The 13374-nt window shown below is 68.2% G+C and carries 12 protein-coding genes; 5 read left to right on the top strand and 7 right to left on the bottom strand.

The window, feature by feature from the left end; genetic code table 11:
• Nucleotides 1-16 precede the first annotated feature (16 nt).
• From PKB_RS21410 to PKB_RS21400, 3 genes are read right to left on the bottom strand one after another with little or no spacing between them, the layout of a single operon-like run.
• Nucleotides 17-895, bottom strand: a complete 879-nt coding sequence (locus PKB_RS21410; RefSeq protein WP_043254321.1) for a metal-dependent hydrolase — start codon at nt 893-895, stop codon at nt 17-19.
• 43 nt (nt 896-938) lie between these two features.
• Nucleotides 939-1772, bottom strand: a complete 834-nt coding sequence (locus PKB_RS21405) for an SDR family NAD(P)-dependent oxidoreductase (protein ID WP_043254319.1) — start codon at nt 1770-1772, stop codon at nt 939-941.
• A 41-nt stretch (nt 1773-1813) separates the two neighbouring features.
• Nucleotides 1814-3340: a flavin-containing monooxygenase gene (locus PKB_RS21400; RefSeq protein ID WP_052355352.1), complete on the bottom strand. Its 1527-nt coding sequence runs from the start codon at nt 3338-3340 to the stop codon at nt 1814-1816.
• Nucleotides 3341-3484: 144 nt separating this feature from the next.
• Between PKB_RS21400 and PKB_RS21395 the strand changes: the two genes are divergently transcribed.
• Both PKB_RS21395 and PKB_RS21390 read left to right on the top strand, forming a co-directional pair.
• The gene (locus PKB_RS21395; RefSeq protein ID WP_156958057.1) at nt 3485-4744 is read left to right on the top strand and encodes a PucR family transcriptional regulator; all 1260 of its coding nucleotides are present in this window, start codon (nt 3485-3487) and stop codon (nt 4742-4744) included.
• A gap of 90 nt (nt 4745-4834) precedes the next feature.
• Nucleotides 4835-6292, top strand: a complete 1458-nt coding sequence (locus tag PKB_RS21390) for an ArnT family glycosyltransferase (protein WP_052355351.1) — start codon at nt 4835-4837, stop codon at nt 6290-6292.
• Between the two features lie 13 nt (nt 6293-6305).
• Here the strand turns inward: PKB_RS21390 and PKB_RS21385 are convergent, their stop codons facing one another.
• The 4 genes from PKB_RS21385 to PKB_RS21375 all read right to left on the bottom strand — a co-directional run bounded on the left by PKB_RS21385 (nt 6306) and on the right by PKB_RS21375 (nt 10310).
• On the bottom strand, nt 6306-7595 hold the full coding sequence (locus PKB_RS21385) for an MFS transporter (RefSeq protein WP_197539234.1): 1290 nt from the start codon (nt 7593-7595) through the stop codon (nt 6306-6308).
• 182 nt (nt 7596-7777) lie between these two features.
• The gene (locus PKB_RS29670; protein WP_156958056.1) at nt 7778-7948 is read right to left on the bottom strand and encodes a hypothetical protein; all 171 of its coding nucleotides are present in this window, start codon (nt 7946-7948) and stop codon (nt 7778-7780) included.
• Nucleotides 7949-8030: 82 nt separating this feature from the next.
• Nucleotides 8031-9161: a helix-turn-helix transcriptional regulator gene (locus tag PKB_RS21380; RefSeq protein ID WP_043254318.1), complete on the bottom strand. Its 1131-nt coding sequence runs from the start codon at nt 9159-9161 to the stop codon at nt 8031-8033.
• A 99-nt stretch (nt 9162-9260) separates the two neighbouring features.
• Nucleotides 9261-10310 carry a 3-ketosteroid-9-alpha-monooxygenase, oxygenase component gene (locus PKB_RS21375; protein WP_043254317.1) on the bottom strand — a complete coding sequence of 350 codons (1050 nt, stop codon included), beginning with the start codon at nt 10308-10310 and terminating at the stop codon, nt 9261-9263.
• Between the two features lie 199 nt (nt 10311-10509).
• Between PKB_RS21375 and PKB_RS21370 the strand changes: the two genes are divergently transcribed.
• The 3 genes from PKB_RS21370 to PKB_RS21360 are packed head-to-tail and all read left to right on the top strand — an operon-like array spanning nt 10510 to nt 13374.
• Nucleotides 10510-11328, top strand: a complete 819-nt coding sequence (locus PKB_RS21370) for an SDR family NAD(P)-dependent oxidoreductase (protein ID WP_043254315.1) — start codon at nt 10510-10512, stop codon at nt 11326-11328.
• 9 nt (nt 11329-11337) lie between these two features.
• On the top strand, nt 11338-12255 hold the full coding sequence (locus PKB_RS21365) for an alpha/beta hydrolase (RefSeq protein WP_043254313.1): 918 nt from the start codon (nt 11338-11340) through the stop codon (nt 12253-12255).
• A 12-nt stretch (nt 12256-12267) separates the two neighbouring features.
• On the top strand, nt 12268-13374 hold the full coding sequence (locus PKB_RS21360) for a 3,4-dihydroxy-2-butanone-4-phosphate synthase (protein WP_043254311.1): 1107 nt from the start codon (nt 12268-12270) through the stop codon (nt 13372-13374).

Below are 13374 nucleotides of genomic sequence, written 5' to 3'. Positions count from 1 at the left end.
CCCCAAATGCCGCCCCTCAATAAGCCGCCGCCACCATCGCCTCGCAAGCCTCCCCCGGATCGCCATTGCGCGCATACGCCTCGACCCATTGCGGGTAGTTGTGCACCACCGGGATGTCGTCCGGATGGAAGCCCGGTTTCAGGTACTGGATGATCTTGCCGGTGAAGGTGCTGTACACGCCCTTGCGGCCGTACATCCAGGGCAGGTGGGCGATGTACATGCGCTTTCTTTGCAGCCAGCTGAAGCCGTCGGCTTTCAGCAGGGCGTCGGTGCTGCGGTAGGTTTCGTGGGTCATGTCCCAGGTGGCGTGGAGCATCGCCGCGCAGCGTTTGAAGTAGCCGACTTTCGCCACCGTGGTCATCACGTTGAAGACCACCGCCTTGTGTTCCATCTCTTCGATTGCGTGCCAGGCGAACAGGGCTTTCACGCGCTTGTCCGCCCCGGCCATCACTTCCTTGCGGGTGAAGAAGCCTTCGGCGAGCAGGGCGGTGAAGTGTTCGAAGGCGGCGGTCAGCGCCAGGTTGTAGTCCTTGGAGAAGCGCTTGAGGCGGTGCTGGTTGCGCGCCTCCTGGTATTCCAGCATGCGGTCCACCGGCAGGCCCTGCTTGCGCAGCAGTTCGTTGAACTGGGTGTGGGCGATGCCGTGCTGGCCTTCCTGGCGGGTGAAGTCCTTCACGTGCCTGGCCAGTACCGGGTCGGTGATCATGCCGCGGTAGGGGCGCACGCAGGTGATGAAGTAGCGTTCGCCGTCGGGGAAGTACATCTGCATGCCGTCCATGAGCCGGGTCTTGTACGGGTCGTTCTCGTACCAGTAGCGGGGGATGCTGGCGTCCAGGCGGAAGTCGATGTGCTCGCGTGGGGTGATGCGGTCCGGGTCGCTGATCTTGGCGTTCATCTGGGCTTCTCGTTCTTGTGGTCTGGACGTGGCGTGTTCTGTTTCAGGAGGCGCGGCGGCGCACGCGGTCGTACTGGCCGGGGTCGAGCATGCCCTTGAGCATCCGGTAGAGCAGGCGGTTGCGCCTTTCCAGCGACAGCGCCCAGGACAGCAGCCATACCTGGCCTGATTGGTGGCCCAGGACGATGCGCTGCTTGCCGCTGCGGATGCAGCGGATCACTTCGGTGGCGACGTAGGCCGGGTCGGTCTTGAGGAACTTGCGGGTGAACTCCTCGCCGTTGGGCGCGCCCTTGGCGATGTTGGTGCGGATGCCGCCGGGGTGGACCAGGTGCACGCTGATCGGGCTTTCCTCCAGCTCGACCATCAGCGATTCGGTAAAGCCGCGCACGGCGAACTTGGAGGCGCAGTAGTCCGAGGCGCCGGGCGTGCCGACCAGGCCGAAGACGCTGGAGATGTTGACGATCGCTCCTTCGCCGTTGGCCAGCAGCTGCGGCAGGAAGGCGCGGGTGCCGTGGACCACGCCGAAGAAGTTGATGCGCAGGGTGCGTTCGTAGTCGGCGTCGGTCATCGCCCAGACCGGCTGGCCGCCACCGCCGACGCCGGCGTTGTTGATGATGACGTGGGCGTTGCCCAGCGCCTGCTTCACGTCGGCGGCGAAGGCGTACATCGCATCGCGGTCGCCCACGTCGCAGGCCTGGCTGAACACCGTCCCCGCGTCGGAACCTTGCAGCAGTTGCACGGTTTCCGCGAGGCCGGCGGGGTCGTAGTCGTTGAGGGCGAGGCGCGCGCCGTGGCGGGCGAATTCCAGCGCGTAGGCGCGACCCATGCCCGACCCCGCGCCGGTGATGACGATGACCTTGTTGGCGAAGCTTTTCATTGTTGTTGTCCTGGCCGTTAAGGAGGTGCGTTGCGCCGGGGTCAGGCCGGGGCGGGCTGGAAGCTGGCGTTGTCGGCCGGGAAAACCGGAGTGCCGGCCACCGCGAAGCGCAGGTTGGGGTCGAGCACCGGGCCGCGGCGCAGCACCTTGGCGTCTTCCAGGTAGTTCATCGACATCAGCCAGGGCGCGCCCATGCCTTGCCGCGGCAGCATCGGCAGGGCGCGCTGGACGTAGCCGGCGCCGAAGTCGAGCAGCGGGCGGGTGGGCATGTCGGGGCTGGGCAGTTGCGGGTAGCAGAAGGCGTAGCCGTGCTCGTCGAGGTAGCCCACCAGGCGGCAGAAGTGCTCGCACAGCAGGCCGACCTTGAGCGTCCAGGATGCGTTGGTGTAGCCGACCGCGAAGGCGAAGTTGGGCAGGCCGTCGAGCATCATGCCCTTGAAGGCGACCTTGCTCGCGAAGTCCACCGGCTCGCCGTCGACCGCTATCTGCATGCCGCCGAACAGCTGCAGGTTGAGCCCGGTGGCGGTGATGACGATGTCCGCTTCGAGCTCCTTGCCGGACTCCAGCGCCACGCCGCGCGGGGTGAAGGTGCGGATGCGGTCGGTGACGATATCGGCCGAACCCTCGCTGATGCACTTGAACAGGTCGCCGTCCGGCACCGCACACAGGCGCTGGTCCCAGGGGTTGTAGGGCGGGTTGAAGTGTTCGTCCACCGGGTAGCCTTCGGGCAGTTCGCGCTTGTTGAGGAAGCGGATCAGCCGGCGGGCGAAGCGCGGGTATTTCTGGCACAGCAGCCAGATGCCGCGGGTGAGCAGCACGTTCTTGTAGCGGGTGAGCTGGTGCGCCTGTTTGGCCGGCAGCAGGCGGCGCAGGAGGAGGGCGATGGGGTCCTTCTGCGGGATGTTCATCACATAGGTGGGCGTGCGCTGCAGCATGGTCACGTGGGCGGCCTTGGGCGTCATCGCCGGCACCAGGGTCACGGCGGTGGCGCCGCTGCCGATCACCAGTACGCGCTTGCCGCTGTAGTCGAGGTCTTCCGGCCACTGCTGCGGGTGGATGACCTGCCCGGCGAACTGCTCGATGCCCTCGAAGCGCGGGGTGAAGCCTTCGTCGTAGCGGTAGTAGCCGGCCGCCGAGAACAGCCAGGTGCAGGTGAGGCGCTGCTCTTCGCCGGTGTCCGTGCGCTCGACGGTGACCGTCCAGCGTGCGCTCTTGCTGCACCAGTCGGCGCTCTTCACCTTGTGCTGGTAGCGGATATGCCGGTCGATGCCGTTCTCGTGGGCAGTCTCACGCAGGTAGTCTAGGATCTGCGCGGCGTCGGCGATGGCCTCGTCGCTGCGCCAGGGTTTGAATTCGTAGCCGAAGGTGTACAGGTCCGAGTCGGAGCGGATGCCGGGGTAGCGGAACAGGTCCCAGGTGCCGCCGCTGGCGGCGCGCCCTTCGAGGATGGCGTAGCGCTTGCCCGGCAGGTCGCGCTGCAGGTAGTAGGCCGCGCCTATGCCGGAGAGTCCGGCGCCGATGATCAGCACATCGAGGTGTTCGATGGCCGGGGACTGCTGGACCGTCATGGGCTACTCCCGTAGCGGGTTCAGGATCACGAGAGTGTTTTTGACAATCCCCTTGTGCAGCAAGGTATAAAACGAACCAGAATTGAGGCTCTATGGTGCTATTTGCATCAGATTCCGGCGCTTTCCTACAGCGAGGTCTTGCGAATGCAGCTGACTTTTCCCAGCCCACAATCCGGCCAATGGCCGGCGCAGACGCCTCGGGTGCGTGAGTTGCTGCGCCGCGGCGCCGAGCATGTACTCACCGCGCCGGCCGAGTGGCTGGAGGAGATCGACCTGGCCGGCCTGTCGCCCAGGAGCATGAAATCCCTCACCGACGACCCGGTGCTGATGTCCGCTTCGCGGCGAGCGGCGCGCTTCAGTTTGATCCACTGGGCGCGGGCAAACATCGAGCGGCCCGGCGAGCCGGTGCCGCCGTACATTCCCGCCGACGAGTTCAACGTGGCCCGCGAGCTGTTGCAGCGTGGCCAGACCGAGCTGCTGTTCAACGCCTCGCGCGCGGCCCAGGCCACGGCCTGGCAGCAGTGGATGGGCGTCGCCTTCGAGCTGACTTCGGACCCTGCGGAGCTGCGCGGGTTACTGGAGGTGTCGTCGCGTTCGATCAGCGACTTCATCGGCGCCAGCCTCGAACTGCTCGCGGAGTTCCTGAACAACGAGCGCGAGGCGCTGCTGCGTGACTCCCATGTCGAGCGGCGCGATCTGGTCACGGCGATCATCGAGGGCCGGCCGGTCAACGTCCCGCAGGCCGGCCGCCAGCTGGGCTACGGCCTGGAGCAGGCCCATCACGCGGCGGTGATCTGGAGCGAGGAGGCCGATACGGAGCTGGCGACCCTGGAAAGCGCGGCCGCCGCGCTGGTCCGCTGCGCCGGGGCTCGGCGTTCGCTGACCGTGTTCGCCAGCGCGGCCACGCTCTGGGTGTGGATTCCCGGGGCGCAGCCCATCGACCAGGCGATGCTGCAGGCGGCGATCCGCAAGCTGCCCGCGGTGCACCTGGCCATCGGCAGCGGCGGGGAGGGCATCGAGGGCTTCCGTCGCGCACACCTGGATGCGCTGACTACCCAACGTGTGCTCGGGCGCCTGCAGTCGCGCGCGCGGGTGGTCAGTTTCGACGACATCCGCCTGGTCTCGCTGATGACCCGCGATCCCAAGGCCAACCAGCGCTTCGTCGCGCACACCCTCGGCCAGCTGGCTACCGCTTCGCCGCAACTGCGCCGCAGCCTGCTGACCTTCCTCGCCTGCGGCAGCAACGCGACGCTGGCCGCGCAACGCCTGCACACCCACCGCAACACGCTGCTGCGCCGCCTGGTGCGGGCGCAAGAGCTGCTGCCGCGTCCGCTGGACGACAACCTTGTGCACGTGGCCGCCGCGCTGGAAGCGCTGAACTGGGCACAGGAGGCGGAGGGATAAGGGCGCACAGGGAGCACGGCGTTCATCTGGCATTAATGTGGCGGGTGACAGACTCGGGCTCTTGCGAACACGCTCCCGAGGCACGCCCCCATGCACCAACGTCGGACCGGATTGGTCCTGCTTCTGTTCTGCGCGGCCCTGTTCCTGATCGCCCTCGGCAACCACCAACTGCAGGGCTCCACCGAGCCGCGCGTGGCGGGCATCGCCATGGAGATGCAGCTTGACCACGACTGGGTGACGCCGCGGGTGAACGGCCAGCCGTTCCTGGAGAAGCCGCCGCTGAGCCTGTGGCTGGACGTGACCGCCATGCACCTGTTCGGCCCCACCGAGCTGGCGGTGCGGCTGGCCTCGGCGCTGGCCGGGCTGGGCTGCGTGATGGTCTTCTACGGCATGCTGCGCTACCTCGGCCGTTCGACCGCACTGGCGCTGCTGGCCGCACTGATGCTCGCGACCATGGCGAGCTTCTGGGGCAACGTGCGGCAGGTGGGCGAGGACGCGCTGCTGTGCCTGGGCGTGAGCCTTGCGCTGCTGTCATTCCTGCGGGCGCACTTGGACCAGCGTGACGACTCTTCGGCCTGGCCGCTGTTTTCGCTCGGCATCGCCATCGCCAGCCTGAGCAAGGGCCTGCTGGGCCTGGCGCTGCCCGGCGTGGTGATCTTCGTCTACCTGTTCATCGAGAGCGTGCAGCAAGGCCGCATTCAGCCGCGCGACTGGCTACGGCCGCTGAGCTGGACCTTCCTCGGCATGCTGCCGCTGCTGTTCTGGCTGGGCGCGCTGTATCGCCAACAGGGCCTGGCGGGGCTGCACGAAATTCTCTGGGCCAACAGCGTCGGCCGCTTCAACGGCTCCTTCGTCGATGCCGGGCATTTCGAGCCCTGGTACTACTACCTGGGCAAGCTGCCCGAGGCCTTCCTGCCGTGGAACCTGCTCACCTACCTGGGCCTTTGGCACTTCCGCCGGCGCGTGCGCGGCGACCGTCAGCTGCTGTTCTTCTACGTCTGGCTGGTGGCGCAGTTCCTGTTGCTGACCCTGGCCTCCAGCAAACGCATGGTCTACCTGATGTCGCTGAGCCCGGCCGCGGCGGTGATCGCCGCCGAATACGGCAGCCTGTGGCTCGCCCGCTGGCGCGAGCGGCGCTACCTGAGGGCCGCGCAGGTCGGCGTCTTCGCCCTGGCGCTGCTCGTCTACCTGGGCGTGGCGGTGAAGGTGCAGCCGCGTGAGGATCGCGAGGAAGGCTTCGTGCCGCTGGTGACGCAAATCCAGCAACGCGAGGCGCAAGGGCAGTCCGTGGTGCTTTATCAGCCCAGCGAACGCCTGGCCGGCGCGGCGGTGTTTTATACCCGCAGTCGCTTGCCGGCGCTGGACGATCCGTCGGCGCTGCTGAGCTTCCTGCGCCAGTCGCCCACGCATGTCGCGGTGATGGAGAGCCTGAGCCCGCCGGCGCCGCCGCTGAAGATCCTCGACAAGCAGGTGGTGGGCAAGCGCGCCTATTACATCCTGGGCGCGCAGGCCGCCGAAGCATTGCAGGCTGCCAGCGGCCATTCGTGAGCGGCGAGTTGCACTAGCTCGGGGTCGAGCGCTGCGTGGCGATCGACGGCAGCGCGGCCAGCATCAGCGCGACGCAGGCCAGAATCGCCAGGGTGTAGGAGTGGGTGACGTCGACCAGGTAGCCGACCGCTTCCGGGCCAAACGCCGCGACCAGGCCGGAGACCAGGTTGCCGATGCCCAGCAGGCTGCCGAAGTTGCGTTGCCCCATGGCCTCCACCAGCAGCAGGGGAGCGAGCTGGTTGACCAGGTTGAAGGTGCCGCCCCAGAGCAGGGCGAAGAGGGCGATGGCACCGATGCCCAGCTTCGGCAGGGGGGCGCCCAGCAGGCAGAGGAGGCCCGCCGCGCCGACGAGCGTGCCGAGCAGCAGGATGTTCCGGGCGTCGAAGCGTGCGCTGAGCAGGCCGAAGAAGAAGTTGCCGAGCATGGCCGCGCCGCTGGTGGCGGCGAGGATGGCAGCGGCACTGGTCGCCGAGTAGCCGGCGGACACCAGGTAGGGCACCAGGCCGATGAAGATCCCGATGCTGCTCAGGATCAGCAGGGTCTGCATGGCCACCCACCACCAGTAGCGCGGTGTGCGCAGGGCTTCTGCGATGCCCAGCCCCTGTTCGGCGCTTCTCGCTTGATGATGCCCCGCAGCCGGCGCAGCGGGATTTCGCGCCAGCCAGAGCAGCAGCGGCAGGCAGACGACCAGCAGCAGAACCGCGATGGCCTGCATGGCGCCGCGCCAACCCTGGGCGGCGATGGTTTCGGTGAGCAGCATGGGGAACAGCACCGCCCCCACCGAGGCGCCCGCCAGCAGCACGCCGAAGGCCAGGCCCTGGCGTTGGGGAGCTATCCAGCGGGTGGCCAGGGTGATGGCCGGTACGTAGGTCGAGGCGCCGATGCCGGCGCCGCCCAGGGCCATGGCCAGGGTCAGTTGGCCAATGTCCGCACTGCGTGCGCCGAGCAGGTAGGCCAGCGCGGTTATGCCGGCGCCGCTGGCCATCACCGCGCGGGGCGCCACGTGGTCGAGCAGCCAGCCGGCCACCGGAGTGGCGAGGGTCATGCTGAAGATGAAGGCGGTGGCGAGGAAGCCGGCCTGTGCATTGCTGCTGCCGAATGTCGTGGTGATCGGCAGCATGAAGACGCTGAGCGAATTGAGCGTGGTGCCGAAGGCGACACAGAGCACCAGCGCCAGTCCCAGGACCAGGAGCCAGGCCTGGCGCTGGTCGGGGGCCGTCGCCGAGCTGTCGTGGCGTGGCGGCTGGGCGGAAGACGCCAGGGCCATTTCCGCTTCCGCCGTGGTGTTCTGCGAGCGTTGCATGCGGCAAACCTCTTCGCTAAGGGGGGAGGCGCAGGCTAGCCGGCGGGAGGGAGCGTCGAATCGTCCGATGGGAGTAGCCCGCCCGGTGTCCGGAAGGGCATGTCCGGGCGGCGCGAAGCAGATCGGGGGAGCCTGGCGGCAGACAGCCTGCAAAGGCTATCGCCGCCGCTTGCGGCCTCGTGTCAAGGCAACAGGCGTGGGCCGCCGCCCGGTGCGCAGGGAACGCCGTAGGCCTGGCGCGCGTTGAGCATGGCCAGCTGTTCGGCCTGCTCGTGCAACAGCAGGGTCAGGTGGGCCCCGGCCAGGCTGGCGCCGAGGATGAACAGGATCAGCAACGGAGCGAATTTCGACATGACGGCAGACCTCGCCAGGCAGGCTTCGGTCTTCACGCTAACGCCGGCATTGGCAGAGTAAATCGTCCACATGGACTAGCCCTCAACCCAGGGTGGCGACGCTGCGCAGAATGAGCCGCACCAGCATGGTCTGGCGGGTCACGCCGGTCTTGGAGAAGGTCGAACGCAGGTGCGCACGCGCCGTGTTGCGGCTGATGCCGAGCTCGTCCGAGGCTTCGTCGAGGGTCAGTCCGTTGGCCAGCAGCATGGCCAGCTGCGCCTCGGCCGGGGTCAGGTCGAAGAGCGCCTTGACGATCTCCTGGGGCGCGCGGGACTCCTGTTCCGGGTCGCTGACGAAGATCACCACCGAGGGGCAGGCCTTGCCTTCGTTCCATTCGCTCAGCGGCACCGAGCGCACGATGATGCCCAGGTCGGCGCGGCCGGAGGGGCGCTGTACACGCATCGCCTCGACCACCGAGGGCTGTCCGCCCTTTTGCGACTGCAGCGCCTGCTTCACCAGCCGGCGGAATTCCTGGCAGTCGCGCGGGGTGCCGACCTGCAGGCTGTCGGCGCTGATCTTCAGGCCGTCCTTCTCGCGCAGCAGCTGGTCGGCGACCTGGTTGGTCTGCAGGATCTTGCCGGCCTCGTCGAGGATGATGGTGCCGACGGCGAACTGGTCCACTGCGCCGGCGTAGAGATTGCGTTCGGTCTCGATGCGGTTGATCTGCGTGTGCAGCGCCACCGAGCGTTCCAGGTGCGGCACGAAGTGCGCCAGCAGGGCCTTGTCGGCATCGACGAAGCCGGGCGACTCGACGCCGCGGCTGACGCGGATGCGGCAGAGGGCGCCGTCGCTGGTGCGGATGTCGGCGCCGAGGATGTGGAACACGCCCACCGGTTCCATGAAGTTCTTGTAGAACTCCGAGCTCAGCCAGGCTTCACGGGAGACGAACTCCTCCAGGGTCACCACCTGGCCGTTGGGCAGGTCGACGAAGGGGTCGAGGTTGAAATAGTACTGGTTGTACGAGGCCACGACCTCGGCCGAACTGCCGTTGCTGTTGACCATCAGACCGTTGTCCTCGTCGCTGGGCGGACGAAGGATGAAGGTCACGTACTTGGCTTCGAAGAACTGGTTGAGTTCGTTCAGGAAGGACTGCCACGGCGTGGGCTCGAGGGGGCCCTGGTAGAGGTTGCCGAGCATCACGCTGAACTTGTCGAGGGAAAACGAATGTGCCATCGGTAAAACCATTTCTTATTTTTGTAGTGGAAAGCGCCCGGAGAGTAAGCGGCGCTTTCGGAAAATGGCAATCCTCCCCGCCAAGGCGGGGACGGATGGTCAGGCTGGCTCGGCCTGGGACTCCAGCACGATGAAGTCCTTGCGCTCGGCCAGGCCCGCCGGCAGTTCGGCGACGTCGGTGTAGAACTGCTCGTACCACTTGCGCAGCTGGTAGACCGGACCGTCGCCGTCGCACAGCAGCGGGTTGTCCACGCGGGTCTTGCTGTGCCAGATGGCCACGTCCTCGTAGAAGGCCTCGCGTGCCTGCTGCACGTAGGCCTGGGCGATGGCGCGGTTCTGCTCGTCGGAAAGCCCCGGCACCTTCTTCACCAGCACGCCGTAGCGCAGGGTGAAGCTGTGCTGGTCGATGGGCACGTGGCAGTTGAGCAGGATCGAGTGGATCGGCTGGCCGTTCATGGCGCCGGTCATTTCGGTGATCTGGTAGGCCGGGCCGTAGTAGGTGGCCACGGTTCGCAGCTCGCTGTCGCCGGACAGGCGCGCGCTGCGGCCGCGCATCACCTGGGTCGCCATGTGCGCCTCGAAGTGGTTGCTGAAGAAGTCCAGCGGGGCGCCGTGGACGCTGTCGAAGTGCGCCATGTCGGCAACGTTGTCCACCAGCTCGCGGCAGTTGGTCTCGATCTTCAGCTCGGCCAGTTCCCACTCGGCCCACTCGCCGTCGTAGCAGGCGTCGAGGCGCGGAATGGCCTGCTCGGCGATCGGCGGATTGCCTTCCGGGTCGTTCCAGACGAACAGCAGGTGATTCTGTTCGCTGACCGCCCAGGATTTGATTTTCGCCCTCGGCGGAATGCGCTTGGCGTAGGGAATATCGTCGCAGACGCCGTCGGCGCCCCAGCGCCATTCGTGGAAGGGGCAGCGCAGGCCGTTGCCTTCGACGCAGCCGCCGCTGAGGTCGGCGCCCATGTGCGGGCAGAAGCCGTCGAGAATCCGCAGCTGGCCATCTTCGCCCTGGAAGGCCACCAGGCGGGTGCCGAAGACATCCAGGCGGTGCGCCTTGCCGTCGCGGTACTGGCTGGCCAGGCCCAGGCAGTGCCAGCCGCGCGCGTAGCGATCCTGCAGCGGGCGGACTTCGATTCGGTGCAGCGTGCTCATTGTTGTTCTCCCGTCGGTTCGCCGCAGGCAGAAGGTGGGTGGCGGCAGAGCCTGCGAGCGATTCTCCAAGCCGGGGCGCTGGCGGCATCGTCTGAATGGACGAGGCCGGCGTGCTAGTCCGGGTGGACGATGCCGGCACCTGGCCTGGCTGCCATAAGTGCCCGCAGCCGAACCGACAAGAACGACAAACGGAGTACAGATGAGCGAGCAGCAAGCCGGCCGCGTGGCGGTCATCACCGGCGCCGCCAGCGGCATTGGCCGCGGCCTGGCGGAACACGCGGGGCAGCTGGGCATGCGCCTGGTCCTGGCCGACCGCGACCCGCAGCGCCTCACGACCCTGGCCGGAGAACTGCGTAGCCGGGGCAGCGAGGTGCTGGCGCGTACCACCGACGTGGCCAGCGCGGCCGAAATGGAGGCGTTGCGCGATGCGGCCCTGAAGCGCTTCGGCGGTGTCGACCTGCTGTTCAATAACGCCGGGGTAATGCAGACCGGCGCCAGCTGGGAGCTCAGCGAGTCGCAGTGGCGGCGCATGCTCGACATCAACCTGCTGGGCGTGATCAACGGCCTGCGCGCCTTCGTCCCGACCCTGCTCGAGCAGGGCCGCCCGGCCCATGTGATCAACACCGCGTCCATGGCCGGGCTGGTCGCCAGCCCCTTCCTCGCCGCCTATACGGTGACCAAGCAGGCGCTGGTGGCGCTCTCCGAAGTGCTGCACCACGAGCTGGCCGCGCTTGGTGCGCCGGTCAGCGTGTCGGTGCTCTGCCCGGGGCCGGTGGCCAGCCGCATCATGGCCTCCGACCAGGCCGGCGCGGGCGCTGCCGCGGCGCTTGGCGCACAGCTGGAGCAGAGCATCCGCGAGGGCATGCCGGCCGAAGAGCTGGCCGCCCTGGTGTTCCAGGCGATCGACGAGAAGCGCTTCTGGATCCTGCCGCACCCGCAGTTCAAGCCGGCCCTGCAGGCACGCACGCAAAGCATCCTCGACGGGACCAATCCGGTCTTCCAGCTGGCCGAATTCTAAGGAGCGACCATGGCCCTCGATCCGCACATGCAAGGCCTTCTCGACCAGTTCGCCGGCGCCTTCGCCCTGGACTTCGCCCAGCTCGACGCGCCCACCTATCGCAGCTTCGCCGATCAGGGCCTGGCCCAGGGCGAGCCGTTGGCCCTGGCCGAAGTCCGCGAGCTGTCCGTGGCCGGAGACCTGCCGGCGCGGCTGTATCGCCCGACTGCCGGGGCCGAGCTGCCTCTGCTGGTGTTCTTCCACGGCGGCGGTTTCGTCGCCGGCACCCTCGACACCCATGACGACCTGTGCCGGCGCCTGGCCCTGGGCAGCGGCGCGGCGGTGGTCTCGGTGGCCTACCGGTTGGCCCCGGAAGCGCCCTTCCCGTCGGCGCCCGAGGATTGCCATCGAGCCACCTGCGAACTGGTCGCGCGTGCCGCCGAACTGGGCGTGGACGCCAGCCGCCTGGGCCTGGCCGGCGACAGCGCCGGCGGCAACCTGGCCATCGCCGCCAGCCGGCTGCTCGCCCGCCGCGGTGGCCCGCAGGTTAGCGCGCTCTGCCTGTTCTATCCGGTGACCGACCAGGCGTGCGACAGCGCTTCCTACCGCGACTTCGCCAAAGGCCATTTCCTCGAGGCGCAGATGATGCAGTGGTTCTGGCGCCAGTACCTGGGGCAATGGCCGGCGCCGCTGGATGTGCTGGCGTCGCCGCTGCACGCCGACGATCTTGGCCGCCTGCCGCCGACCCTGTTGCTAAGCGCTGAATGCGACCCGCTGCGCGATGAGGGCGAAGCCTTCGCCGAGCGCGCCCGTGCCGCCGGCGCCGAAGTGCGCCTGGTGCGCGGCGAAGGCATGCTGCATGGTTTCGCCAGCTTCGCGCCCTTCGTCCCGCGTGCCGCCGCCTACCTTGGCCAAGCCACCGCCTGGCTGCGCGCCGCGCTGGCCTGAGGAGAACCGCCCATGACCCTGGATAGTCCGCTGCACCTGATCGAAGCCTTGCGCCGCGGCCAGCCGGTGGTGCTGGTCGACGGCGAGGACGAGGGCGGCGACGGCATGCTCTTGCAGGCCGCCGAGTTCGTCGACGATGCCGCCGTCAACTTCTTCGCCCGCGAAGCCCGCGGGCTGATCTGCCTGGCCCTGACCAGCGAGCGCTGCGCGGAGCTGGGCCTGGAGCCCATGACCGCTGCCACGCGTGGCGAAGGGCAGGGCTTCATGGTCTCCATCGAGGCCACCCACGGCATCACCACCGGCATCTCTGCCGCCGACCGCGCGCGCACCGTGCAGGTGGCGGTGGACCCGGCGAGCCGCGTGGGCGACCTGGTCAGCCCCGGCCACGTGTTCCCCGTGCGCGCCCTGCCGGGCGGGGTGATGAGCCGTGCCGGCCACGCCGAGGCGGCCTGCGACCTGGCGCGCCTGGCCGGGCTGCAACCGGCGGCACTGCTCGCCGGCATCCTCGACGAGGACGGCGACAACGCCCGCGGCGAGACCCTGCGCGCCTTCGCCGCGCGCCACGACCTGCGCATGGGCGGCATCGCCGAGCTGATCCACCACCGCATCCTCCACGAGGGCACCATCAGCCGCAGCGCCGAGTACCGCATCGACACCCGCCACGGCCCGTTCCGCGTGTGCGCCTACCATGACGACTTCAAGGACGTGCTGCACCTGGCGCTGGTCCGTGGCGAGATCGACCCGGCGCGTCCGGCGCTGGTGCGCGTGCAGGCGGTGGAAACCCTGCGCGACCTGCTCGCCGGCGAGCCGCCGCGCGGTCCCCAGCAGTGGAACCTGGACCGCTCCCTGGCGCGCATCGCCAGCGAAGGAGAAGGCGTGCTGGTGCTGCTCGCCCAGCAGGAAAGCGCCGCCGCCATCCTCGACCAACTGGCCCAGGGCGCGAGCCTGCGGCATCCGCACTTCCCGCAGCGCACCCTCGGTGTCGGCGCGCAGATACTGCGCGACCTGGGCGTGCGTAGAATGCGCCTGATGAGCTTCCCTGGCCCCTACAAGGCGGTATCCGGCTTCGAGCTGGAGGTCGTCGAATTCGTCCCTTTCACCGCCCCCCTGGAGACCTGA

The organism is Pseudomonas knackmussii B13, from assembly GCF_000689415.1.
GTDB classification, from domain to species: Bacteria; Pseudomonadota; Gammaproteobacteria; order Pseudomonadales; family Pseudomonadaceae; genus Pseudomonas; species Pseudomonas knackmussii.
This window is presented reverse-complemented; position numbering and strand designations above follow the sequence as displayed.

Bases quoted from the DNA above. Each gene is read 5' to 3' on its own strand.
- PKB_RS21395 (WP_156958057.1), top strand. From the start codon at position 3,485: ATGCAGCTGACTTTTCCCAGCCCACAATCCGGCCAATGGCCGGCGCAG.
- PKB_RS21365 (WP_043254313.1), top strand. From the start codon at position 11,338: ATGGCCCTCGATCCGCACATGCAAGGCCTTCTCGACCAGTTCGCCGGC.
- PKB_RS21360 (WP_043254311.1), top strand. From the start codon at position 12,268: ATGACCCTGGATAGTCCGCTGCACCTGATCGAAGCCTTGCGCCGCGGC.
- PKB_RS21390 (WP_052355351.1), top strand. From the start codon at position 4,835: ATGCACCAACGTCGGACCGGATTGGTCCTGCTTCTGTTCTGCGCGGCC.
- PKB_RS21380 (WP_043254318.1), bottom strand. From the start codon at position 9,161: ATGGCACATTCGTTTTCCCTCGACAAGTTCAGCGTGATGCTCGGCAAC.
- PKB_RS21400 (WP_052355352.1), bottom strand. From the start codon at position 3,340: ATGACGGTCCAGCAGTCCCCGGCCATCGAACACCTCGATGTGCTGATC.
- PKB_RS21410 (WP_043254321.1), bottom strand. From the start codon at position 895: ATGAACGCCAAGATCAGCGACCCGGACCGCATCACCCCACGCGAGCAC.
- PKB_RS29670 (WP_156958056.1), bottom strand. From the start codon at position 7,948: ATGTCGAAATTCGCTCCGTTGCTGATCCTGTTCATCCTCGGCGCCAGC.
- PKB_RS21385 (WP_197539234.1), bottom strand. From the start codon at position 7,595: ATGCAACGCTCGCAGAACACCACGGCGGAAGCGGAAATGGCCCTGGCG.
- PKB_RS21405 (WP_043254319.1), bottom strand. From the start codon at position 1,772: ATGAAAAGCTTCGCCAACAAGGTCATCGTCATCACCGGCGCGGGGTCG.
- PKB_RS21375 (WP_043254317.1), bottom strand. From the start codon at position 10,310: ATGAGCACGCTGCACCGAATCGAAGTCCGCCCGCTGCAGGATCGCTAC.
- PKB_RS21370 (WP_043254315.1), top strand. From the start codon at position 10,510: ATGAGCGAGCAGCAAGCCGGCCGCGTGGCGGTCATCACCGGCGCCGCC.